General features: G+C 70.6%; 15 protein-coding genes and 1 pseudogene. 6 read left to right on the plus strand and 10 right to left on the minus strand.

Annotation, left to right across the window (positions count from 1 at the left end; translation table 11 throughout):
- Nucleotides 1–157 precede the first annotated feature (157 nt).
- Entirely contained in the window at nt 158–1,927 is a 1,770-nt protein-coding gene (locus Aph01nite_RS14130) for an LVIVD repeat-containing protein (protein ID WP_204041322.1), read from the minus strand.
- A gap of 299 nt (nt 1,928–2,226) precedes the next feature.
- Here Aph01nite_RS14130 and Aph01nite_RS14135 point away from each other — a divergent pair, with 299 nt between their 5' ends.
- The gene (locus Aph01nite_RS14135; protein WP_204041323.1) at nt 2,227–2,901 is read left to right on the plus strand and encodes a DUF305 domain-containing protein; all 675 of its coding nucleotides are present in this window, start codon (nt 2,227–2,229) and stop codon (nt 2,899–2,901) included.
- On the opposite strand, the gene Aph01nite_RS14140 is transcribed toward Aph01nite_RS14135, so the two are convergent.
- Nucleotides 2,865–4,094 (minus strand): FAD-dependent monooxygenase, encoded by a 1,230-nt coding sequence (locus tag Aph01nite_RS14140; protein ID WP_204041324.1) that lies wholly within the window; start codon nt 4,092–4,094, stop codon nt 2,865–2,867. The two genes, Aph01nite_RS14135 and Aph01nite_RS14140, sit on opposite strands and share 37 nt — an antisense overlap.
- Before the next feature lie 45 nt (nt 4,095–4,139).
- Nucleotides 4,140–7,250 carry an ATP-binding protein gene (locus Aph01nite_RS14145; protein WP_204041325.1) on the minus strand — a complete coding sequence of 1,037 codons (3,111 nt, stop codon included), beginning with the start codon at nt 7,248–7,250 and terminating at the stop codon, nt 4,140–4,142.
- Between the two features lie 490 nt (nt 7,251–7,740).
- Between Aph01nite_RS14145 and Aph01nite_RS14150 the strand changes: the two genes are divergently transcribed.
- Nucleotides 7,741–11,832: an nSTAND1 domain-containing NTPase gene (locus Aph01nite_RS14150; RefSeq protein WP_204041326.1), complete on the plus strand. Its 4,092-nt coding sequence runs from the start codon at nt 7,741–7,743 to the stop codon at nt 11,830–11,832.
- Between the two features lie 53 nt (nt 11,833–11,885).
- On the opposite strand, the gene Aph01nite_RS14155 is transcribed toward Aph01nite_RS14150, so the two are convergent.
- The 3 genes from Aph01nite_RS14155 to Aph01nite_RS14175 form a co-directional block, all read right to left on the minus strand.
- Nucleotides 11,886–12,413, minus strand: coding sequence for an RICIN domain-containing protein (locus Aph01nite_RS14155; protein ID WP_204041327.1), 528 nt, complete (start codon nt 12,411–12,413; stop codon nt 11,886–11,888).
- Nucleotides 12,414–12,633: 220 nt separating this feature from the next.
- The gene (locus Aph01nite_RS42450; RefSeq protein WP_307836777.1) at nt 12,634–13,551 is read right to left on the minus strand and encodes a VOC family protein; all 918 of its coding nucleotides are present in this window, start codon (nt 13,549–13,551) and stop codon (nt 12,634–12,636) included.
- Nucleotides 13,552–13,624: 73 nt separating this feature from the next.
- Nucleotides 13,625–13,990: a DUF5997 family protein gene (locus Aph01nite_RS14175; protein WP_204041328.1), complete on the minus strand. Its 366-nt coding sequence runs from the start codon at nt 13,988–13,990 to the stop codon at nt 13,625–13,627.
- A gap of 54 nt (nt 13,991–14,044) precedes the next feature.
- Here Aph01nite_RS14175 and Aph01nite_RS14180 point away from each other — a divergent pair, with 54 nt between their 5' ends.
- Nucleotides 14,045–14,746, plus strand: coding sequence for a LysR family substrate-binding domain-containing protein (locus tag Aph01nite_RS14180; protein ID WP_239161674.1), 702 nt, complete (start codon nt 14,045–14,047; stop codon nt 14,744–14,746).
- A gap of 83 nt (nt 14,747–14,829) precedes the next feature.
- Here the strand turns inward: Aph01nite_RS14180 and Aph01nite_RS14185 are convergent, their stop codons facing one another.
- Together Aph01nite_RS14185 and Aph01nite_RS14190 are read right to left on the minus strand one after the other, a co-directional pair.
- Complete coding sequence (locus Aph01nite_RS14185) at nt 14,830–16,347, minus strand: alpha/beta hydrolase (RefSeq protein WP_204041329.1); 1,518 nt, start codon at nt 16,345–16,347, stop codon at nt 14,830–14,832.
- Between the two features lie 197 nt (nt 16,348–16,544).
- On the minus strand, nt 16,545–16,682 hold the full coding sequence (locus Aph01nite_RS14190; RefSeq protein ID WP_204041330.1) for a hypothetical protein: 138 nt from the start codon (nt 16,680–16,682) through the stop codon (nt 16,545–16,547).
- A 350-nt stretch (nt 16,683–17,032) separates the two neighbouring features.
- Here Aph01nite_RS14190 and Aph01nite_RS14195 point away from each other — a divergent pair, with 350 nt between their 5' ends.
- Together Aph01nite_RS14195 and Aph01nite_RS14200 are read left to right on the plus strand one after the other, a co-directional pair.
- The gene (locus Aph01nite_RS14195; RefSeq protein ID WP_204041331.1) at nt 17,033–17,869 is read left to right on the plus strand and encodes an SAM-dependent methyltransferase; all 837 of its coding nucleotides are present in this window, start codon (nt 17,033–17,035) and stop codon (nt 17,867–17,869) included.
- A 452-nt stretch (nt 17,870–18,321) separates the two neighbouring features.
- Nucleotides 18,322–19,079, plus strand: a pseudogene (locus tag Aph01nite_RS14200) (IS5 family transposase).
- On the opposite strand, the gene Aph01nite_RS14205 reads toward Aph01nite_RS14200, so the two are convergent.
- The gene (locus tag Aph01nite_RS14205; RefSeq protein WP_204041332.1) at nt 19,063–22,170 is read right to left on the minus strand and encodes an ATP-binding protein; all 3,108 of its coding nucleotides are present in this window, start codon (nt 22,168–22,170) and stop codon (nt 19,063–19,065) included. The pseudogene Aph01nite_RS14200 and the gene Aph01nite_RS14205 overlap by 17 nt on opposite strands.
- 129 nt (nt 22,171–22,299) lie before the next feature.
- Between Aph01nite_RS14205 and Aph01nite_RS14210 the strand changes: the two genes are divergently transcribed.
- Complete coding sequence (locus Aph01nite_RS14210) at nt 22,300–22,767, plus strand: hypothetical protein (protein WP_204041333.1); 468 nt, start codon at nt 22,300–22,302, stop codon at nt 22,765–22,767.
- A 276-nt stretch (nt 22,768–23,043) separates the two neighbouring features.
- Here Aph01nite_RS14210 and Aph01nite_RS14215 read toward each other — a convergent pair whose 3' ends face one another.
- Nucleotides 23,044–23,244 carry a hypothetical protein gene (locus Aph01nite_RS14215; RefSeq protein ID WP_204041334.1) on the minus strand — a complete coding sequence of 67 codons (201 nt, stop codon included), beginning with the start codon at nt 23,242–23,244 and terminating at the stop codon, nt 23,044–23,046.
- Nucleotides 23,245–23,312 lie beyond the last annotated feature (68 nt).

Raw genomic sequence — 23,312 nt, forward strand, 5'->3', positions numbered from 1 at the left:
TCAGGGCGAGGGCGAGGACCGACGCGGCGAGTATCTGCGTTCTTTTCATGTGATAGCTCCACATTTGGGGGGCGGGCCCGGCCGGCCTTTTCGGCCGGCCGGCCCCGGTTGAACTAAGCGGCGTCCCCGGCTTGTACGCCGGTGGCCACCGGTCCGATCAGGCGCAGCTGACCGCGGTGAAGGCGGGGTCGTGCGACGCGGCGACCTGCTGGCCACCGACCGTCGCGGTACCCGTCACGTTCACCGAGCCGGCGGCGAGCTGCCCGGTACGGGTGTTGAAGGACTGGTACGCCTGCTTGCCCGGAGCAACCGCGGCGAAGGTCTTGACACCGTACGGAGTGGTCAGCGTCACGGACGCCGGCACGGTTCCGTTGTTGACGGCCGTGACCGCCAGGTGCGCCGACGTGCCCACGCAGCGGGCCTGGGCGGTCGCGGCCAGCGAGAGGCCGGGCGTCAGCTTCGGCTGGTGCTGCGCGTTGAACCGGTCGAGCTTCACGGCCGTCGCCGCGTTGATCTCGGCCTGGCTGAGCCACTGGCTCGGCGTCAACTTGAAGGCGTCGAAACCGCGCACGATCTCGTTGCCGTAGATGTGGCCGTTGTACCAGTACGCGGACCAGAAACCGCCGGTGACCAGCGAGGTCGCGCTGACCGGGCCACGGTCGAAGAACGCGATCTCCCTCGGGTTGGCGGAGTCGGTGAAGTCGAACACCGACAGGCCACCCTGGTACCAGGCCTGGACCATGACGTCACGACCGGGGATCGGGATGAGCGACCCGTTGTGGGCGACACAGTTCTCCTGGGTCGTCTGCGGCGGCGCGAGCTTGTAGTAGCTCCGGAAGACGAGCTTGCCGCCGACGATGTCGTAGATCGAGTTCGCACCCCAGGACGGCAGGTCGGTGGTCCGGCAGCGCGCACCGGAGCCGCCGCCCCACTCGTCGGTGAAGATGACCTTCGTACCGTCGTTGTTGAAGGTGGCCGAGTGCCAGTACGCGTAGTTCGGGTCCGAGACCGCGTCGATCCGCGTCGGGTTCGTCGGGTCGGAGATGTCGATCAGGATGCCGTTACCCGCGCAGGCGCCCGCGGCCAGACCGATCTCCGGGTACGCCGTGATGTCGTGGCACTGGTTGGTGACCGGCTGCGGCGACCAGTTCGTGCCCGACGGGTGCTGCGGCGTGGGCGGGGTGTTCTGGAGGCCGTTGATCGCGCCGGACACCGGGTCGGTGAACAGCCGGGGGTTGCTCACGACCGCCGCGTTCTGCGGCGCGGCCAGCGGCACCCGGATGACGTCGATCCGCCACAGCGAGGTGGCCGGGTCGGTCGCCGCCGTGTTGGCGCAGCCCGCGAGCTCCTGACCGGAGCGGACGCCGGCGGTTCCGGAGACGTAGACGTAGACGTTCTCCGGCTCGTTCTCGCTGGTCACCAGCGAGTGGGTGTGCGAGCCGCGGCAGGTCTGCACCGCCGCCACCTGCACCGGGTGGTCGATGTCGCTGATGTCGAAGACCCGGACACCGCGGAAGCGTTCGAGGTTGACCGTTCCACTCGCGCCCTGCGTGCCACAGTCGATCCGGCCGCGGGTCTCCTCCACCGACATGAACAGCAGGTTTCCGTACACCGACAGGTCGCCCTGCCCGCCGGGGCAGACCACCGAGGTCTTCAGGACGGGGTTGCCGCCCGTGGAGATGTCGTAGATGTTGAAACCGTTGTAGTTGCCGGAGAACGCGTAGTTCCCGCTGAACGCCAGGTCGGAGTTGAGGAACGAACCGCTGCCTGGGTTGGTGGGGTTGAAGAAGCCCTCCGGCCTGTCGCGGTGGGCGGTCTGTTCCAGTCCGCTGATGGCCGACTGGGCGTCCAGCCAGCCGGCGCCGAGGCCGACCCGGGGGTCGACGTCGGCCGCTGCCGAGGTCGCGGTCGGCAGGAGTCCCGCCAATAACGCGCCTACGGCGATGATCCCGAGCTTTTGTAGTCTGGCACGTCCCCCACGTGCCGTACGGCTACTTCTCACGGGCCGTTTCCCTTCTTTCGGGCATCCCCTCCCTAGTTGATCATCGCGAGGGGCGACCTGGGATCTTGCCGGTGCCACTTCTGACGCCAGCTGGGGGGAGATCCACTTCGGTGTTACACCGCGAACTGTAATGGAGATGACCTTGATGTTCTATACCATGACATCTCTACGTTTCCGGGTACACATAACCGAGTGATGCGAAACAGGTCCAAGCAATGAGTTCGATGGCCACGTTACGATATATAGGCATATTTTCGCTGGTCACGGGTGTGCTCGCCGGATGTACCACGGAGACGCCCAAGGCGCAGACCGCTCCCGTGGTCGTTCAGCCGGGAGCTCCCGGCAATCCCGGAAAGACGCTCCCCGCCGCCTCGGTGTCAGCGGCCGCCAACCCTCAGTTCACGGCCGCCGACGTCCTTTTCATGCAGGGGATGATCCCGCACCACACCCAGGCGTTGCGGATGACCGAACTCGTCCCCTCCCGCACCAAGAACCGGGACATCACTCTGATCGCCCAGCGGATCCAGGCCTCCCAGGAGGACGAGATCGGGCTGATGCGACGCTGGCTCCAGGACCGCGACCAGACCGTGCCGGACCCGAACCACGATCACGCGGGTCCGGGCGGGGAGCTCATGCCCGGCATGCTGACCGAGGAGCAGTTCGCCGAACTGAAGCAGGCCACCGGCACGGACTTCGACCGGGCCTTCGTGCAGAGCATGATCGCCCATCACCTGGGCGCGCTCCAGATGGTCGAGAAGCTGTTCAACAGCGACGGCGGCCAGGAGACGGAGATCTTCACCTACGCCTCCCACGTCGACGCCGACCAGCGCATCGAGATCGACCGCATGCGGAAACTCCTGGTTCACATGGGCGGCCCCACCCCGAGCGCTGAGTCGTAGGGCTTCAGGGTGATGGCGCCGGCCGTCCCTCTCGCGGCGTTGATCATTGCGCGGGCCATGAGGCCCTTCCACGGGAGACAGGACAGCAGGCGGTAGTTGAGATTGATGAACCAGATCATGAACCTGCTGGTCGGGACCATCCACTTGGCGATGCCCTGGCCCGCCCGCTGGCAGCCGGCGACGTAGTCGCGCATCGCCTCCTCGTAGCCCGCGAAGCCGGCTTGGTGGTCCCCGCCCGCCGCGGCCAGCTCTCCCGCCAGGACGTACGCGCCGACCATGGCCAGCCCGGTGCCCATGCCCGACAGCAGCGAGGGGGAGTGGGCGGCGTCGCCGAGCAGTACGACGCGGCCGCGGGACCAGCTGTCCAGGTGGACCTGGCTGACGGAGTCGAAGTAGAAGTCGGGGTCCTTTCCCATCGCGTCGAGCAGCCGGGGCGTCTCCCAGCCGATCCCGTCGAACACCTCGGCGACGATCTTCTTCTGCCGGCCGGTGTCGTGCCGGTCATAGGGGAACGGCGGCGACCCGAAGAAGAACATCGCCTTCGCCTCGGTGTTGTGCCGGGCGCTGTAGACGCACACGACCTTGCCGGGGACGACGTACGTGAGTCCGGCGTGGTCCAGCCCCAGGTGGTTGTCCATGGTGAAGACGGCACAGTAGAGGCCGAGGTGCTCGATCGCGTCCCGATCGGGGCCGAAGGCCAGGGCGCGTACGTTGGAGTGCAGCCCGTCGGCGCCGACGACCAGGTCGTACCGGCGGGGCGCGGCCCGCTCGAAGGTGACCCACACGCCCTCGTCGTCCTCGGTCAGGGCGGTGATGGAGTCGCCGAAGAGGTATTCGGTGTCGTCCTTGGTGGCGTCGTACAGGATGCGGGCGAGGTCGCCGCGGAAGATCTCCAGGTCGCCGCTCGCCACGGAGGGCATGGTGGCCACCTTCTTACCTGCGGCGTTGACGTACGACATGTCGCCCATGTGGGTCTGTTCGCGCTCGACGTCGGCCAGGATGCCCATGCGGCGGAGCAGGGACAGTTGCACATCGCCGCGGAAGTCGACCGCGTAGCCGCCGTCGCGCAGGGCGGTGGCGCGTTCGACCACGGTGACGGTGAACCCGTGCCGGCGCAGCCAGTAGGCCAGCGCCGGTCCGGCGACGCTGGCCCCCGAGATCAGGATGTTCGTGTTCGTTCGTGTGGTGGTCATGCCACGAGCGTGTCCGCTCACGCTCACCGGCCGCTCACCGCCGCCTCACCGGTCCACGGCCATGTGTTCGGCCAACTCGCGGATGACCGGCTCGGAAACGCCGACCAAGCGAAGGACGCCGGCGAGGGGCAGCCGCGTACCGGCCAGATAGGCGGTCTGGTACGGCGAGTCGCCCAAGGCGGCCCGCGCCGAGTCGGCGAGCTTCGCCGGGCCGGGCCGGGCGTCGCCCCGCAGCACCGTGGCGGCGCCGAGCAGCCGGGCCGCGGCCTCCGCGTCGTTCCCGGCCAGGGCTATCCCGGCGAGGGCGTCGATCGCGCGGGCGCCTTCGGGCAGCGGCCCGGCCAGGGCGGCTTCGACGGCGCGCACGTACCAGACCCGGGCCTCGCCGGGCGCGCCCGAGGCTTCCGCGACCTGGCCGAGGCCCATCAGCGTGTTGAAGCGGCTCCTGGTGCTCTTCAGCCAGCCGGCCTGGAAACGCTCCAGAGCCTGCTCGTACAGGCGGCGCGCCCCGGCCAGGTCACCGCCGAGCCTGGCGATGTCGCCGAGCCCGGTCATCGCGGCCGCGAGGTAGGTGGGACTGCCCGCACGGCGGGCGATCTCGGCCGCCCGCTCGTAGTCCGCGCGCGCCTCGGCCAGGATCGCCGCCGACCTGGCCTGGTGGACCGCCTGATGGACGCGGTAGTCGCCCCGGTTGCACAGCAGGTCCGCGACGTCCTCCAGCGCGCCGAGCCGCTCGGTGGCGGCGATCGCCTCACCGGTCAGCACGATCGCTTCGCCGGGGTCGTCCCGCAGGTACGCCAGGCTCGCCAGCGCGTCCAGCGCCAGCGCCGTCCCCCAGCGGTCGCCGAGCGCCCGAAATGCCCGGGCGGCCGTACCGAACGCCTCCCCGGCGGCCGCGGCGTCACGCGTCATGAGCCGCGAGTAGCCCCACACGACCTGGCCGATCGCCGCCTGCCACGGATCCGCCGCCACCCGGCCGCGCTCGATCGACGACCACATGACCACCGGGTCCCCCCGGGCCGCGGTGTTGATCACGGCCCACAGGAACGCGACGGCCGGATGCCCCGGCGGCTCCGCACGGGCGACGAGCGACTCGGCCGCCGGCCGGCATCGTTCCCACAGCTCCGACTCGCCTCCGGCGGCCGCGATCAGCGCGGCCAGCACATAGCCGGTCTCCATCCCCTCGGGGGGACCGGCGTGGGCCGCCGTCAGCAGCGCGACCGCCCACGGCGTCACCGCGGCACGGGTGCCGCGCAGCCAGACGTACCAGGCCATGGACGCCATCAGCTCGAACCCGGGCCCGATCTCGCCGGACTCGGCCGTCCAGCGCAGGGCGGCGTGCAGGTTCCCGTCCTCCGCCGTGAGCGTGGCCAGCCACCGCAGCTGCTCGCGCCCCCGCAGCCACGGATCGGCGGTCCTGGCCAGCTCCCGGTAGTGGTCCGCGTGCGCCCGCCGTACGGCGTCCGCCTCGCCCGCCGCCACGAGGCGCTCCGCGCAGTAGTCGCGGATCGTCTCCAGCATCCGGTAGCGGCCCCCGGCGACCTCGACGAAGGACTTGTCGGCCAGGGAGTCCAGCACGTCCCCGGCATCGGGGACCCCGCAGACCCATCGCGCCGCCTCGGCGGTGGCACCGCCGTCGAAGACGGTCAGGCGTCTGGCCAGCACCCTTTCGGACGCCGAGAGCAGGTCCCAGCTCCAGGCCACGACCGCGCGCAGCGTCCGGTGCCGCGCGTCGGCGGTACGGCTGCCGCGCGACAGCAGCGCGAAGCGGTCGTCCAGCCCGGCCGCCAGCTCCTCGACGCCGAGGGTACGCAGCCGTGCCGCCGCCAGCTCGATCGCCAGCGGCAGCCCGTCCAGGCCCCCACAGACGCGCCGTACCGCATCGTCCACCACGAAACCGGGCCGTACGGCGGCCGCCCGGTCGGCGAACAGCCGTACGGCCGGAGCCGACGCGAGCGGGCGGACCGGCCACAGATTCTCGCCGGTGATGCCCAGCGGCTCCCGGCTGGTCGCCAGCACCCGCAGCAGGGGGCAGCGTCGCAGCAGCCGCTCCGCCAGCACCGCCACCGCGTCCACCAGATGTTCGCAGTTGTCCAGCACCAGCAGCATCGCCCGCTGGTCCAGGGCCGCCACCAGCCGTGACTCGGGAACGGCCGGCCCGGCGTGAAAGCCGCTGTCCCGCAACCCGAGCGCGCCGAGCACGGCAGTGGGCACCTCCGCCCCGTCGCGCACCCGGGCCAGCTCCACCAGGCACACGTCGGGCACCGGGCCCGCCGCCTCGACGGCCAAGCGGGTCTTGCCCACGCCACCGGCGCCCACGAGGGTAACCAGGCGGGTCCTGGCCAGCAGGTCGGCGACCGCCGCGAGGTCGTCCGCGCGGCCCACGAAGGTGGTGAGCCGGGCGGGGAGCCCGGGCGCGGCCGGCTCGCCGCGCAGCAGCGAACGGTGGATCGCGGCGAGTTCCGGCCCGGGGTCCGCGCCGAGCTCGCCGGCGAGCGACCGGCGGATCTCCTCGAAGACCAGGAGCGCCTCGGCCTGCCTGCCGTCGGCGCGCAGCGCGCGCATGAGCAGAGCCCCGAGTCGTTCCCGCAGCGGATGCGACGCGGTCAACTCCCGCAGCTCGGGCACGACCGCCCGGTGCCCGCCCTGTCGGAGGTCCGCCTCGATCCGGTCCTCCAGCGCGCCGAGCCTGCGCTCTTCGAGCCGCGCCGCCTCGGCCCGCGCGGTCCCGGCGTCGGCGGCGTCGGTCAACGCGGGGCCACGCCACAGGGATAACGCCGCACGCAGCGACTCCGCCGCCCGCGCGGGATCACCCTCCGCCAGAAACCGCCGGCCCTCGTCCGCGAGGCGCTCGAACCGGTACGCGTCGACGTGGTCGGGGTCTGCCGCCAGGCGATAGCCCTCCGGCGCGAACGCGATCTCGGCTTCCGGGCCCAGCGCTCGCCGCAGTCGTGACACCTGCGACTGCAGGGCGTGTGCTGAGCCGTCGGAGAACCGCCCGCCGTACAGGTCGTCGATCAGCCGCTCGGCGGGCACCGTCTCACCGGCCCGTATCGCCAGCAACGCCAGCAGTCCCCGCCGGGCCGGGCCGCCGAGCGCCACCTCGCTCCCGTCGTCACGCCACGCCCGCGTGACCCCCAGGATCCCGAACCGCATGACCCATATCATCCGCAACCCGTACCGGTGTGGCCAAGCGGCGTCATGTGCCCCTGAAGGCCGGTGCCCCTGCGACCGGCCTTCAGGGGATCAGCCGGTGGATCGCAGGAGTCGTCGATCGCCCGTCTTCTGCCTCTCCTTTGTTGCTTTCGCCATGCCGCAATAGGTATCGAGCCGGTCTATATTCGGCGTATATGCGCTGCTCAGGTCCATTTCCGTATATTCAGCCCAGCCTCATGGCGTCGTAGCCGCGATCGACCCCCGTCGAACCGCCTCCTTCACTCAACCGCAACCCAACTGATCCGAAGCCCCACGACATTTCGGGCATACTTGGCCTGCTCCCGAAGTGTGTCCATGAACAGGTTGGCCGAGCCAGAGGCCGCGAATTGTACGGGCGAGAGGCACGGAATTCGCTGCACGGTCCAGACGGTCTGGGGCGATTCCGCGTTCGACTTGCGCCGACGGTAACCGGCGGCGGTTGGGGGAGGGCGTGGATTTTCAGGTACTCGGGCCGCTCCAGGTGCTCCGGGACGGGCAGGTCGTCGCCTTGGGTAGCGCACCCAAGGTCAAACTGGTCCTGGCTCTGCTGCTGTCGCAGGCGGACCGGGTGGTGTCGGCCGACTGGCTGGTCGACGCGGTCTGGGGCGACCGCGCGCCGGCCTCGGCCCGGCAGAACCTCTCCCTGTACGTGCACCGCCTGCGCCGGGCGCTGGGCCCGGAGCGGATCCACCGGTCCGGCGCCGGCTACCGGGTCATGCCCGAGGACAACCTCGATCTCGTACGGTTCCGGAGTCTCCTCGCGGACGGCCGGAACGCGCTGGCGGCGGGCGACATCCCCGGTGCCGGACGGACGCTGCGGCAGTCCCTCGATCTGTGGCGCGGCCCGGCGTACGAGGAGTTCGGGGACTGCCTGCCGCTGGCGGAGGAGTCCGAGCACCTGGAGCGGCTGCGCCTCAGCGCGTACGAGCACTGGGCCGACGCGGAGCTGCAGCTGGGGCGGGCGGCCGAACTCGCCAGTGAACTGACCGGACTGGTGCGTACTCACCCGTTCCGGGAGAAACTCGTCGGGCAGTGCATGCTCGCGCTGTACCGCAGCGGCAGGCAGGCCGAGGCGCTGGAGATGTACCGCGAGGTCACCGCCAGCTTCGTCGACCAGCTGGGCATCGAGCCGGGACTGGACCTGCGGCAGTTACACGAGGCCATCCTGCTGGCCGATCCCAGCCTGCTCGCGCGTCCCGGCGCGGCCCTGGCAGGGTCGGTGAGGGTGGCGCGGGCCGGGAACCCGTACCAGGGGCTGGCCGCTTTCCAGCAGGAGGACGCCGCACTGTTCTTCGGGCGGGACACGGTGCTCAACCGGCTGGCCGACCTGACGGCGCGGCGGTCGGTGATCGCGGTGGTGGGCGCGTCCGGGTCGGGGAAATCGTCGCTGCTCCGCGCGGGCCTGCTCGGCTCGGTCGCGCCGGAGGGAGCGCTGATCACGCCGACCGCGCAGCCGCTCCAGGCGTTCGCCCGGATCGCGGGCCAGCCGGGCGTGATCGTCGTCGACCAGTTCGAAGAGGTGTTCACGCTCTGCTCGGACGAGGCCGAGCGGCAGGAATTCGTCACGGCCCTGATCGAGGCGAGCCGCGAACCCAAGGCCGTCCTGGTGCTCGGGATCCGCGCCGACATGCTCGGCCAGGTCAGCCGGTACGGCGAGCTGGTCGAGGCGATCGCCGGCGAGGGCACGCTGCTGCTCGGCCCGCCGACCGTCTTCGAACTCAGGGAAATGGTGACCCGGCCGGCGGCGGCGGTGGGGCTCGTCGTGGAACCCGAACTGCTGGCCGCCGCGCTGACCGACACCGGCACGGAACCGGGCGCCCTGCCGCTGCTGTCGCACGCGCTGCGCGAGACCTGGCGGCGCAGCGCTGACGGGGAGCTGACGCTGGCCGGCTATCGGGCCATCGGCGGGGTACGCGGGGCGATCGCCCAGTCCGCCGAGCAGCTCTACCACGGCCTCACCGAGCCGGAGCAGCGTGCCGTCCGGCGGATCTTCCTGCGGCTGACCGCGCTCGGCGACGGCGGGGAGGACTCGCGGCGACCGGTCACCCGCGCCGAGCTGGACGGCATCGGCGACCCCGACGTGGTCGAGCGGGTGCTGGACCGGCTGGCCGCCGCGCGGCTGGTCGTCCTGGACACGCGGACCGTGGAGGTGGCGCACGAGGTGCTGATCCGGTCCTGGCCCCGGCTGCACGGCTGGCTGACCGCCGACCGCGCCGACCTGATCGTGCACCACCGGCTCACCCAGGCCGCGCAGCACTGGCTGGCCCTGCAGCGCGACTCCGGCGCGCTCTACCGGGACGCGCCGCTGCAGACCACGCTGAGCTGGGCGGACGAGCACCCCAACGAGCTCAACCGGCTGGAGCGGCAGTTCCTGCTGGCCAGCGAGGCCCGGCAGCGCGCCGAGCGGACCGTCGAGCGCCGCCGGATCCGGCAACTGCGCCGGATGCTCGTCGCGCTGACGGTCCTGGTGCTCCTGGCGGCGGGCGGAACCGTCGTCGCCCTGGACCAGAGCCAGGCGGCGGAGCTGGCCAGGTCGGCCGCGCAGGCCCGGCAGCTCGCGCTGACCGCCCAGTCCATGGTCGGCACCGACCCCGACCTGGCCGGGCTGCTGGCGGTCTCCGCCTACCAGGAGAGCCCCGACCCGCGAACCCTCAGCGCGCTGGTCAGCACGGCCGCCTCCGCGCGATGGCACCAGGTGTTCAAACCCGACGGCCGGCAGGTCTTCGCGATGCGGTTCAGCGTGGACGGACGCCACCTCGTCACCGGGGACGACCAGGGCTACGTGTCGGTGTGGGAGGCGAAGACCGGCAAACTGCTCGCCCAGTACGGCGAGCACCGGCGACTGGAGCCCTCGAAGGTGCCGCCGACCGTGCTGCAGGCCGCGTTCGACGCCGACGGCCGGACGCTGGTCACGCTCGCCGAGGGCATGAGCGCCATCGGCATCCTGATCGTCCGGGACATGCCGAGCGGCACCGTACGCTTCCAGCGCGAGGTCGGACAGCGGATGCGGACCATGGCGCTGTCCCCGGACGGCACCAGGATCGCGGTCGGCGACGTCGAAGGCAGGGTCCGGGTGATCGACCTTCGCGGCGGTCCGGACCTGACCTTCCGCTACGCCGACGGACGAGTCGCCGCGCTGGCCTTCAGCCCGGACGGTACGCACCTGTTCGCCGCCATCCGGCACACCGGCGTCGTCGTCTGGGACCTCGCCACCAAGACCTCCCGGCTGGCGATCGAGGACGACCGGGTCGGTGCCGCCGCCTTCGACGACACCGGCCGCCTTCTGGTGATCGCCAGGCAGCACGACGTCGAGTTCTGGTCGGTGTCGGGAGATCGGGTGCGCAAGGCCAGGACGTTGCCGTACCAGGAGCCCTGGGCCTGGTCGATGTCCGCGGTGACCGCCGGCCGGCTCGCGGTCGCCGACGAGAACGGGCTGATCACGGTCTGGGACACCGAGCGGGGCATGCCGCTGGAGACGTACCAGGATCGCCGCCGCGCCGAGGCGCTCGTCGTGGCGCTCAGCCCGGACGGCCGTACCCTGGCCTCGTCGGGGTTGAACGGGCCCATCGTCGTACGGGATCTGGGTGACGCCTTCGCCGGGCACACCGGGCGGGTCAACGACCTGGACGTCTCACCCGACAGGCGTACCGTCGCGACCGCGAGCGGCGATGGATCGGTCCGGCTCTGGGACACCGGCGGCAGGCTGCTCCGCGTGCTCGACGGGCACGCGGACTCCGTTGAGGCGGTCGCCTTCAGCCCCGACGGGCGGTCACTCGCGGCGGTCACCCGCGACCACGAGGTCACCGTGTGGAACCTGGCCGACGGCGGCGAGGACGCGCTGATCCGCTACGACGCGTCCGGTTCATCTACGGACGTCGCCTTCCGGCCAGACGCGCCGAACGAGGTGGTGACCGCGGCCCTCGGCCGATGGCGGATGGATTTGGGGAAACCGGGCAAGCCGACGGCCGCCGCCTTCGGCAACGAGTACCAGCTCGCCAACTCGCTGGAGTTCAGCCCGGACGGCGCCTTCCTGTACTCCGCCAGCGCCGACGACGTGGTCATCCGCCACGACATGCGCACCGGCGAGGACAGACGCCTGCTGCGAACCGGGCAGGGCGGCCTCACCGACATCGCGGTCAGCTCGGACGGCAGGACGATCGCGACCGCGGGCGGCACCACCGTGCGGCTGTGGGACGCGGCCACGGGCGCCCACCGCGCGACCTTGACCGGCCACACCGCGCCGGTCCTCAGCGTGGCCTTCAGCCCTGACGATCGCACCGTCGCGGCCGGTGGCGAAAGCAGGACCATCATCGTGTGGGACGCCCGGACGACCAGGGAGATCGTCACGCTGACCGGCCACGACACGAGGGTCCAGGCGCTGGCCTTCGTCTCTCCGGACACGCTGATCTCGGGCGCGAACGAGAACCGGGTGCTGACCTGGAGACTCGACGCGGCGACCGCCGTCGGCCGCATCTGCGCGAGCACGCCCCGACGGCTCACCGCCGAGGAGATCGCCCTCTATTCGGCCACGGAGGTCTGTTGAGCTGTGGAGATCGTCGCCGGCTCAGGCCGGCGACGATCCGCCGAACGTACGCGTCAGCTCACGTAGACCAGGTGCCAGACGCGGGAGGGGTGGCTGTCGCAGGTGTACTGGAGCGCCTCGACGTTGTTCGCCTTGCTGACGCCACCGGCGATGGTCACGCACTTGCCGGTCTGGACGTTCCTGATCCAGTAGTTGCCGGTCTTGCCGTCCGGGGTGAAGGTCCACGACCGCGACGGGTGGGTGTCGCAGTTGTACTGCAGGGCCCGGACGTTGTTGGCCTTGCTGACGCCACCGGCGATCGTCAGGCACTTTTTCGTCTGGGCGTTCCGAACGCGCAGCCCGCCGCCGACGCCCTTCTCCATCAGCCAGCGCCTGGAGAGGTGGGTGTCACAGGTGTACTGCACGGCCGGGTGGTTGTTGGCGGTGCTGAGCCCGCCCGCGATGGTGAGGCACTTGCCGGTCTGGACGTTGACGAATATCACCTGCTTGGGGGCGGCGGCCGCCTGCGCCGGAGTGGCGACCGAGGCCAAGCCCAAGGTCAGCGCGGTGACGACGAGCTTGAGGGCGGTGGAACGATCCATTACGAGCTCCTGAGGGCTGGTGGGGATTTCCTTCAGGATCAGGCGCGGAGGTTCTCTCTGCGTTGAGTAGAGTCCTACTCAATTTTGGCACCACCATCGATCACGGCCGCACGAATCAACGGCGACATCGACCTGACCATCCAGCCGGGCGCGAGGGGGCCGTCGACGACGCCCCCGACTGCGCGCCGGGCATATTCACCGTCACGGTGATCTGACAGGCTCACCCTCCGTACGGGCGAGTGATGATCTCCAGGTTGTGGCCGTTGGGGTCGGACCAGTACAGGCCGCGACCGCCGTCGTTGGTGTTGATCTCACCTGGCCGCTGGTGGAAAGGGTCGGCCCAGAAGGTGAGTCCGCGGCCCTTGATCCGGCCCCAGATCTGGTCGAACTCCTCCTCGGTGACCAGGAAGGCATAGTGCTGGGGGTGCACGGCGCCGTCGGTCCCGGCGACGTCGAGGGACACCTCGTTGCCGAGTTCGACGACGAGGAACGGCCCGAAGGCCGTCGCGGCCGGCAGACCGAGAATCTCCACCAGAAACGCGGCGGTCTCCTCGCGGTCACGCGCTGCCACGATCGTGTGGTTCAACCGCACTGACATGCCGATCTCCTTCCCACACGGTCCCGACCGCAGGGGGATACGACAGGGGCCGCGATGTCTTGCCTCCTCATCTCCATGGTAGGAGCGGCCGTCAGGCACGTCGCTGCGGAAGGGCAGGCCCGCGGCCCGCAGCCGGGCGATCTCGGCGTCCAGGTCCTCGACTGTCAGGTGGATTCGGTTGCCGCCCGCGACGGCGGATTCGGCGGGTGTGGCGCGGGCGCCGGAGCTGGCGGGCCCGGACAGCAGCAGCCGCAGCGGCCCGCGTACCACGTCGGCGAAAGCCGGTGCGGCGTTGGTGTTCACGGTGAAGCCGAGGTTGGTGGTGTAGAAGTCGACGCCCGCCTGGACGTCGTCGACGAGGTAGCGGACGCTGGCGTAGCGGTCGGGTGCCGTCATGGGTGTGCGGTGCCGTAGCAAGGCTTCGGCGATCGGTGAGCGGGAGCTGTTGCCCGTACAGGCGAACAGCACCGCCAGGCGGGGCCACCGGCGGCCGGCTGGAGTCAACGGCGGCGCGGGGACACAGCGCAGCAGACTCGGCACGTGGGGATGCTCACCCGGCCGTGCTGGAAAATTCAGCGGGGGCCGAACCGGGCCAGACCGCCACTTCGGCTGACTAGCGCTGGTCGAGGCGCTGCGCTTCCTTGCGCACCTCGGCCTGAACCGACCGCTCGCGCTTCAACCACTCGGGGTCCTCCGCCTTGATGGCGTCGATCTCGGCGGTGGTGAGCGGCCCGGTGATGCCGGCCCTGGCCAGGCCCGAGTTGGAGATGCCCAGCTTCACGGCGACGACCTGCCTGGGGTGCGGCCCGTTGCGCCGCAGATCGGCCAGCCACGCCGGCGGATCGGCCTGCAGCGCGTTCAGCTCATCCCTGGAGACGACGCCCTCCCGGAACTCGGCGGGAGTAGCCGAGAGGAGCACACCCAGCTTCTTGGCCGCGGTCGCGGGCTTCATCGTCTGGGTGGTCTTGAGCTTGGCCATGGTGTCAAGGGTAGGGCGCGAAGCCGTCTTCTCTGACACCGGTACCGTGAGGAGGTGATTGACAGGGAGTTCCGGCTGGCTTACGTGCCCGGGGTGACGCCCGCCAAATGGGTCAACCTCTGGGCCGAGCGTGTGCCCGGCGTGCCACTCACCCTGGTCTCCGTCGCCGCCGCCGAGGTGGTGAAGGTCCTGCACGACGGCTGCGCCGACGCCGGGTTCGTACGGCTGCCCGTGGACCGCGAAGGGCTCAGCGTGATCCCTCTCTATGTCGAGACCACCGTGGTCGTGGCGCCGAAGGATCACCTGGTGGCCGCCGCCGACGAGGTGACTGTCGCCGATCTCGCCGACGAGGAGGTGTTCCGTCCGATGGACGACACCCTTGAGTGGACGGCCACGCCCGGGCTGCCGGCTTTCACGCGTCCGGACACGACGGCGAAGGCGATCGAACTGGTGGCGGCGGGGGCCGGGCTGCTGCTGGTCCCGCAGTCGCTGGCGCGCCTGTACCACCGCAAAGATCTGATCTACCGGCCGGTCGCGGAGACGCCGCAGTCGGGCATCGCGCTGGCCTGGCCCACGGAGGCGACGACTGAGCTGGTGGAGGACTTCATCGGCATCGTCCGTGGGCGTACGGTGAACAGCTCACGGGGCCGTACCCCCGAGCCTGCCCCGAGGAAGGCGCGGAACCCCGCTCCGGACGGGTCGGGTCGCCGGGGCGCGCAAACCGGCCGAGGCAGGAAGGGCCGCCGTCCCCGCTGAACCGTGTACCGCTCCAAGAGCCGTAGGGCGCTTGATCTGCGGTCCGACCTGCGGGGCATCCCACAGCACTGACAACGACCTGATCAGGTACCCGAGGCGCAGACGGTCCCGTCCCTGGGAGTCTTCCCCGTCAGCAGGTACGCGCTGACCTGCCCCTTCACGCATCCTGACTGAAAGAAGGCGGTGTGCCCGTCCCCGTCGAAGGTGAGCAGCACTCCGGAGTCGAACTGCCTGGCCAGCGCCTTGGCCTGCGCGTACGGCGTGGCCGAGTCACGTACCATGCCCACCACCAGGATGGGCGCGGAGCCCTTGGCCGGTAGCGACCGGGGCACCGGGGACGGCTTGGCCGGCCAGTCCGCGCACCAGTCGGTCGTGTCCTCCCCGTCGGTGAAGTAGTCGCCGAACAGGTCCGGCTTCCCGCCGTTCTTACCGGCGGAGACCGACCGCGGGCGGGTCGCGGCGGAAGCGCCCCGAGGCTGGTCGGCGCAGTTGATCGCCCGAAACGCGTCGTTCAGGTTGCTGTAGGTCCCATCCGGACGCCGCTCGTTGTAGAAGTCGGCCAGCGCCTGGAGCGCGGTGCCGTCGCCCTTGAATCCCTCGGCCAGCGCGTCCCGCAGATCCGGCCAGCTGTCGGCGCTGTACATGGCGGACTGGATGCCGGTCAGCACCACCTGCTCGGTCACCTTCCTGCTGTCCGTCGAGGAGGGAAGGGCCTTGCGGTCGGCCCGCTTCAGCAGCTTTTTGGTCTCGGCGAACGCCTTGGCCACGGTACGCCCCTCGAACGGGCAGTTCGCGGCCTTGAAGCAGTCCTTGACGAAGGCGGTGTAGGCCACGTCGAAGCCCGCGCCCTGGCTTTCGTCCGCCTCGTTTTCGGTGAGCGCGGGGTCCATCGCGCCGTCCAGGGTCATCGCCCTGACCCGCTTGGGGAACAGGTCGGCGTAGACCGCGCCCAGGTAGGTGCCGTAGGAGAAGCCCAGGTAGGTCATTCGCTGGTCACCGAGCGCGGCGCGCAGCACGTCCATGTCCCGTGCCGCGTCGAGGGTGCCGACGTGCGGCAGCAGGCGGCCGGAGTTGGTTTCGCACGCCTTCAGGTACTTGCGATCCGCCACCTCCAGCGCCTTCTCCTCCGCCCTGGTCTCGGGGCTGTCGTCCATGGCGAAGTACGCGTCCTGCTCCGGGCCGGTCAGACACCGTACCGGCGCTGACTCACCCACCCCGCGCGGGTCGAAGCTGACCAGGTCGAACTGGGCCCGCAGCGCCGAGCCGAAGGCGGCGCTCTCGTCGCGCAGGAACTCCAGCCCCGACCCGCCTGGGCCGCCGGGGTTGGTGACCAGGGAGCCGATGCGCTTGCTCCCGCTGGCCCGCAGCCGGATCACCGCCAGCTGAATGGTCTCCCCGCCGGCGTCGCGGTAGTCCAGCGGCACGGTCAGCTTCGCGCACTGGAAGCCGCCGCCGCAGCCGGTCCAGCTGAGCTGCTGGGTGTAGAACCTGTCCAGACCTGGCTTCCCGGCCTGGGCCTGGTCGCCGCGGGCCGGCGACGCGAACGCGGTGGCGAGCAGCCCCACGCCCAGCATCGTGATAAGTCGGGATGCGCGTCCCATATCCGCGTCCTTCGGGTTGATTTCGGGTAGCAGGCTCCTTCCGAATCGGCGCATCCCGCACTTACGAGGGTCTTTGAGGTCGCGAACCTTGATCGCTTCCACGGCGCCATCGACGAACCGGGAACAGGCCGATGACCGGGAGGACGATGATCAGGGACGCGGCCATGACCTCGTTGTAGCGGGGATCTGGCTGGAGATCAGGACTCCAGGCCGAGCGGCAACGTGTAGCGCGCGGGGTCGTTGACGGACACCCGGGTCAGGACATACTCGTTCCAGGTCGGACGGCGGTCAGGACCGCGATGGTGACGTGCGCTGGGCGAGCCAGCGACAAGCATACCGACCAGAAGACGCGCATCTCCCCTTCGCCGCCCGCACGGCCTCCCTCGGTCCACGCATGACGACCCGTGTCACAAAGGCGGCCCACTCGGCACGGACGTGACTCACTCGGTGATCCGGCGACTACGGAAACGGTTAAAGTGGTAGGACGCCAGGGATTCGAATCCCCAGCCTACGGATTAAGACGGAACGCGGGCTTTCTACGCAGACAGATCTCTGCCCTTGAGCTGCATCGATGAGATTTTCGGGGGACGCAGGATCGCTGCGATCGGTGCGGGGACACCCGGACGATCTACTCGAGATCGACTGCGGCTAAGATCAGCAAAAACCGCTTTCCCTGGAGACCGGCATGGCCAGCGACGCGCACTTCCCCCCGTTGTCTGAGATCCCGGAGTCGACGTCGGTGAAGATCGACACCTCGGTGCCGCATTCCGCTCGCGTGTACGACTACTGGCTCGGCGGCAAGGACAACTTCGAAGCCGACCGCAAGGTCGCTGAAGCCACCAGGCTCGCCTCCCCCGGAGTGGTCCAGGGAGCAAGGGACAACCGCGCCTTCCTGGGACGCGCGGTGCGCTTCCTTGCGGAACAGGGAATCCGCCAGTTCCTGGACATCGGCACCGGCATCCCCACGCAGGGCAACACGCACGAGGTCGCGCAGGGAGCGATCCCGGAGGCCAAGGTCGTCTACGTCGACAACGACCCCATCGTGATGACCCACGCCCGTGCGCTTCTGCGCGGCACACCCGAAGGCAAGACCAGCTACATTGAGGCCGATCTCCGCGACCCGGAGAGCATCCTGACGCATCCGAACGTGCTGGCGACCCTCGACTTCGACGAGCCGATCGCCATCGTGATCGTGGGCACGCTGATGTTCATCAAGGACGAAGAGGACCCCTTCGGCATCGTCAAGCGGTACACCGACGCCGTGACACCCGGGAGCTACCTGGCCATCTCTCACGTCACCGCCGACTTCGAACCCGAAGCCGTGGGCGCCAGCGCGAAGGCGTACAACACCGGCCCCATGGCCTTCACCCCTCGCAGCGGTGCCGAGATCACCCGGTTCTTCGACGGCTTCGAACTCGTGGAACCCGGCATGGTCGCGGTCTTCGACTGGCAGCCGGACGACGATCCCACCCGCGCCACCCGCATAGCAGGCGCGTACGGAGCCGTCGGCAAGAAGCTCTGACTTCCTGCGCTCCCAAGCCGACGCTCCAGGCGCAGTGCTGCAGGGCTATGGCGTGTGCCCAGTCCGTGCCCATGAGCTACCTCGTCCGGCTTTACTGGAAACGCGATTGTGCATTCTCGACTTTGGATTCGACGCGGAAGGGCGATCTCCCTATCCACGGAGGTCCGGGGGCATGGATTGCGCTTGTCCGGCTCGCTTGGCCACTGCTGCCACTTCTTGCCCTTGGGCAGCCCCTCTTCGATGAGGCCGCCCGATTGGTAGGTGTGCGGGCCGACCGCGACGGAACGGGTGCCGGACTCCATCAGGCTGGTCTTCATCGTCACGTCGTAGCCCTCTAAAGCCCCTAACAGAATGATCTCTGTTGTGATTTGCTCTCTCGCTGTGACTGCGGCGGGATGAGCCTCATGGCGCGGCTGAGGCCGTGGGAGATCAGTGACGAGTTATAGCAGGTCATCGAGCCGTTGCTGCCCAAGCGTGAGCGCCGGTTCCGTCAGCCTGGCCGCAAGCGCCTGGCCGACCGGCAGGCGTTGCGGGGCATCTTGTTCGTGCTGCACACCGGGATCGCCTGGGAACACCTGCCGCAGGAACTCGGGTACGGCTCGGGCATGACCTGCTGGCGGCGGCTGGCGGAGTGGCAGGCCGCCGGCGTCTGGCAGCGCCTGCACGAACTGCTCCTGGACCGGCTGCGGGCGGCCGACACGCTGGACCTGCCCGCGCCGTGGTGGACTCCTCCCACATCAGAGCCCTAAAGGGAGCCGCAGACCGGCCCGTCCCCGGTCGATCGAGGCCGGGCCGGAAGCAAGCACCGCCTGATCACCGATGCCACCGGCATCCCGCTGGCAGTTATCCTCACCGGCGGCAACCGCGACGACGTCACCCAGCTCCTGCCGCTGCTGGAGGCCATCCCAAGATCCGCGGCAAACGCGGCCGCCCCCGCCGACGCCCCGATGCCGTCCTGGCCGACCGCGGCTACGACAAGTACCGCCGCCTTGTCCGGAAGCTGCAGATCCGCCCGCTGATCGCCCGGCGCGGCACCGGACACGGCTCCGGCCTGGGCAGACACCGGTGGGTGGTGGAACAGACCTTCGCGCTGCTGCACGCCTTCCGCCGTCTACGGATCCGCTGAAAGATCCGCGCCGACATTCACGAGGCGTTCCTCAGCTTGGCCTGCGCCCTGATCTGCTGGCGCCGGCTCAGCTCATTTTGTTAGGAGTTTCGAGACCGGCGGCCTCCTTGGCCCGTCGCACGTCATAGGCCACCCCTAGCCGTTCCGCCGTCCGGATCGGCTCCCGTGCGGGCATTCCGGCCGTGACCCGCAGGAGAACCTCGCCCCACCCGAGCCGGGCCGCCGCTCCCGGGTAGCGCGCGACATAGCCGCGCATGCCCCGGAGCACGGTCCGCACCGTGGCTCGCTCCCGCCAGCGGAGTTCCCACAGCAGCTCGGCCAGCCCCGACCAGCATTCGAGCATGCCGGGCTGGGCCGACGGCAGCTTCCCGATCAAGGCCAGGATCTCCCGTACGGACACGGCGGCCTCCTCGGGATGTCCGTCGCGCAGGTCGGTCCTGGCGAAGCCGGTGAGCAGCCGCATCCGCTGGATCACCCGGACGATCGGGCCGTTCCGCAGGCCGAACGCCTGCTCGTGGGTCCGTCGTCGTTCCGTGGCGGCGGCTGCGGCCGTCAGCACCTCGCGGATCCGCGCCGACGGCACGCCGTCGATCCGTAGCAGCGCCTCCGCCTGGCCGGTCAGGCACCAGTAGCGGCCGATGTCGTCGCCGCCGACCCGGCGGGCGGACAGTTCGCCGGTCTCCACGTACAACTCCGCGGCCTGGGCGAACTCGCCACGCCACAGCGCGGCCTCCGCGAGCATTCCGGTGCAGACCTCCGCCAGTCTCGGTTCGAGCGTCCGCGCCCGGCCTTCGGTGAAGGACCGCCACGCCGCGTCGAGCGCTCCGCAGGCCAGCTGGTCGACGCCGCGTGCCAGCCGGGCCCGGTTCGCCGCCTCGCCGACGTGGTCGAAGGGGAGCGACGCGAGCGCGTCGTCGGCCCGCCGGGCGTAGCGCCGGGCCAGCCGGGACTGGCCGGAGATCCTGACGGCGGTGGCGACGTTCGCGTACGCCTCCGCGCGCAACTCGGGCACGTTCGCCCGCTCGACGGCGGCCAGCTGCCGCAGTGTCGCCGAGAGCATCACGGCGACGTCCTGCCGGTAGTAGGCGAACACGGCGACCAGTGACAACGCCTGCGCCGCCTCCGCCTGATGGGGTCGGCGGCGGCCTCGTCGGATCAGCTGGACGGCCGCGACCGCGATCGCGAGCGGAGTCCCGGCCGGTCGTGGCTCGCCCAGCGCGTCGAGCGACTCCTCGGCGAGGTGGAGAGCGCGGCGCTCCTTGGCGAGCTGGTAGTGGCTGACCGCGGCCATGCGCAGCCGCCGGGCCCGCGACTCCGGAGGTTCACCGGGGAGGCCGTGTTCGACGATGGCCGCCGACTCCTCGTACAGGCCGAGCCGCAGGCACAGTGTCCAGTAGTGGTCGAGGAAGGCGGGTTCGGGGGCGTGGGCCCAGGCCAGGCGGATGTTGTCGAGGTCGGCGCCGAGCAGGCGGGGCGCCTGCGTGTCGGCCGCGTCGCGGATGCCGTGGGCGTGCGTGTCGAGCAGGCGGGCGAAGTGGCGGGCGTGGCGGAGCCGGACCGGCTCCTCCGCGACGAGGTGTTCGGCGGCGAACCGCTGGATGAGCGGGTGCATGAGGTAGCGGCCCGGCGGCTGGAACGTGATCATGCTGTGGTCCACCAGGTGGACCAGCACCTCGGGGGTGGCCTCGGCGACGTCGAGCGCGGCCTCCAGGGTGAAACCGCCGGCGAACACGGACAGCGCCGCCAGCATGCGGCGCCCCTCCGGGGTGAGCAGCGTCCACGACGTCTCGAACACCCGGCGCATCGTGGCGTGTCGCGGCCGGGGCGCCGGGCCGTCGGCGCCGAGCAGGCCGAGGTCGAGCCGCTTGGCGACGTCGGCGCAGGACAGGGCGCGCAGCAGCCCGGCGGCCAGTTCGATCGCGAGCGGCAGGCCCCGGGTGGCGGCGCAGATCCCGGCCACCAGCGCGGCCTCACCGTGGGCGTCGAAGCCGGGCCTGACCGCCTGGGCCCGGACCGCGAACAGCTCCCCGGCCGCGTCGGCGGCCAGCCCCTCCACCACGACGGCCGGACCCGGCAGGCCCAGCCGACGCCTGCTGGTGGCCAGAACCCGCACGTCAGGGCAGGCGGCGAGCAGCTCGCCGATCACCACGTCGAACCCCGGCAGATGCTCCAGGTTGTCGAGCACCAGCAGCAGCGAACGCTCGGCGAGCGCCTCCAGCAGCAGCTCCCTGGCCGGGCGCGGCGACGACAGGTCCATCCCCAGCCGCCGGGCCACCGTCGTGACCGCCGCCTCCGGGCCCACTCCGGCGAACGTGACGAACGCCGCGGCGGGTGTGCGGGCGGCGGCGGCCAGTGCCAGCCGTGTCTTGCCCACCCCACCGGGCCCGAGCAGCGTGACGATTCGCTCCCGGTCGAGCAGCGCCATCACCTGCTCGACCTCGGCGTCCCGCCCGACGAGCGGGGTGCTCGGCACGGGCGGCGCGCCCCGTCTCCGCTGCGGACCCAGGGCCTCCCGCACGGCCCGCGTCTCGGCTGACGGCTCCACGCCGAGGTCGGTGGCCAGCCGGTCACCCAGCTCGGTGTAACACACCAGGGCGGCGGCCCGGTTGCCCGTCTCGGCCAGCGCCGTGATCAGGAGGCGGTGCACCTCCTCGTCGTACGGGTCGAGGTCGGCCAGCAGCCGGGCCAGCCTGACCACCTCGTGGGCGGGACCCGCCTTCCGTACCAGCAGATCCCGGAACAGGGCGCGGACCCGCAGCCGTTCGGCGGCGAGCCACCCCGCGAAGGCGGGCGCGTCGAAGAAGGTCACCCCGTCGAGGAACTCCCCACGCCACAGCGGCAGCGCCTCCCCGATGGTGGCCGCCCGCCCGAGCCGGGCGTGGTCGACATGGCAGGCGACCTCACCGCGCAGCCCCACATGGTCGCGGCTGACGTCGAGCCAGTCACCGACCCCCTTGCGCAGCTCCGACACGGCCAGCCGCAGACTTCCCCGGGCCTGCACGTCAGGCCGCTCCCCCCAGAGCAGCCCGGCGAGTTCGGCGCGCGGACGCGGACCCGGTACGGCGGCCAGGTAACAGAGCAGCGCCCGGCTCTTGGCCGACCGGACCGCGACGGGCGTCTCCCCGATCGCCATGTACGGAGGGCCGAACAACAGAAACGTAATCGCGTCCCCCATGACAGGGGGAGTGTACGTCCGCCCGATCTATCGGTCCAGCTGGGCTTTAACGGTGTGCTCACGGTGGTCCCCGCAGCCTGGTGCGGCGCCCGCGACCGTCGCGGGCGCCCATTCCGAGAAGGACCGATCATGCGCAAACTCATAGTGGTGCTCGCCATCCTGGCGGTACCTGTCGCGGTGGCTGCCCCCGCGCACGCCGACGTCCCGTGCCGGGCGGAGCTCTACTCCATCTACGCCAACAACCTGAACGAGATGGACGGCAAGGACGAGCTCCGCTTCAGCGTCGGCGGCAACCTCTACCCGACCGTCCACAAGGACTGGGTGAAGATCGCCAGTGGCAAGACGAAGTACAGCGCCGCCTTCGAGAGGCCGAGCGGGCTGATCAGCACGTCGACGGGGTCGGCGATCTTCTCGCTGCGTGAGGTGACGCCCCCGGCCGCAGGTTTGGGCACCCTGCTCGGCACGGCGGTGGTCAACTCCCAGGACTGCAACGGTCTGGCGGTCGGCCAGACGAGGATCCTGCCCACCCAGTTCATCGAGGGCAACGACGAGTCGCCATACGCCTACGAGGTCAAACTCCAGGTCCTCGCGATCTGAGAAAGGGCCGCCCAGCCCCTCCCGGGCGGCCGCTTATAGGCTGACCAGGGTGACGCTCGCCGCCACGAAACTGGCGCCCCCGGCCCGTCACGTCGTCCGTGCCGAACTCATCCGGACTGTGACCGACCCACTTCCGCAGGTGATCCTCGACAGCGCCCCGGCTGGATCGGGCAAAGACGACCCTGCTCGCCTCCTTGGACGTCGAGAAGGCCTGGCTGCAACTGGAACCCGCCGACACGCGGTTCTGTGTGGCCGTCGGCCACGCCGTCGACCGGGTCAGGCCGGGCGTCGCCGCACCGGTGGAGGCCGTGGCCCGAGCCGCTCCGGCGCAGCGCCGACGTGGTGGTCCCCGTCCTGGTGAACCTGCCGGTGACCGGCCCGCGTCTGGTCGTCGTGCTCGACGACCTCCACGTCGTCACCGACGACGTCGGGATCGAGCTCGTCGACCTGCTGCCGCCGACCGATCACCCTCGCCATCGGCACCCGCGTCGACCCGCCACTGCGCCTGGGACGGCTGCGCGTGCAGGGCCGCCTGGCCGAGATCC

It is taken from the genome of Acrocarpospora phusangensis (assembly GCF_016862995.1).
Lineage (GTDB): Bacteria > Actinomycetota > Actinomycetes > Streptosporangiales > Streptosporangiaceae > Acrocarpospora > Acrocarpospora phusangensis.

Excerpts from the sequence above, each read along its gene's own strand:
- Aph01nite_RS14135 (WP_204041323.1), top strand. The coding sequence starts at position 2,227 with ATGGCCACGTTACGATATATAGGCATATTTTCGCTGGTCACGGGTGTG.
- Aph01nite_RS14140 (WP_204041324.1), bottom strand. The coding sequence starts at position 4,094 with ATGACCACCACACGAACGAACACGAACATCCTGATCTCGGGGGCCAGC.
- Aph01nite_RS14145 (WP_204041325.1), bottom strand. The coding sequence starts at position 7,250 with ATGCGGTTCGGGATCCTGGGGGTCACGCGGGCGTGGCGTGACGACGGG.
- Aph01nite_RS14155 (WP_204041327.1), bottom strand. The coding sequence starts at position 12,413 with ATGGATCGTTCCACCGCCCTCAAGCTCGTCGTCACCGCGCTGACCTTG.
- Aph01nite_RS14175 (WP_204041328.1), bottom strand. The coding sequence starts at position 13,990 with ATGGCCAAGCTCAAGACCACCCAGACGATGAAGCCCGCGACCGCGGCC.
- Aph01nite_RS14185 (WP_204041329.1), bottom strand. The coding sequence starts at position 16,347 with ATGGGACGCGCATCCCGACTTATCACGATGCTGGGCGTGGGGCTGCTC.
- Aph01nite_RS14190 (WP_204041330.1), bottom strand. The coding sequence starts at position 16,682 with ATGCTTGTCGCTGGCTCGCCCAGCGCACGTCACCATCGCGGTCCTGAC.
- Aph01nite_RS14195 (WP_204041331.1), top strand. The coding sequence starts at position 17,033 with ATGGCCAGCGACGCGCACTTCCCCCCGTTGTCTGAGATCCCGGAGTCG.
- Aph01nite_RS14205 (WP_204041332.1), bottom strand. The coding sequence starts at position 22,170 with ATGGGGGACGCGATTACGTTTCTGTTGTTCGGCCCTCCGTACATGGCG.
- Aph01nite_RS14210 (WP_204041333.1), top strand. The coding sequence starts at position 22,300 with ATGCGCAAACTCATAGTGGTGCTCGCCATCCTGGCGGTACCTGTCGCG.
- Aph01nite_RS14215 (WP_204041334.1), bottom strand. The coding sequence starts at position 23,244 with ATGGCGAGGGTGATCGGTCGGCGGCAGCAGGTCGACGAGCTCGATCCC.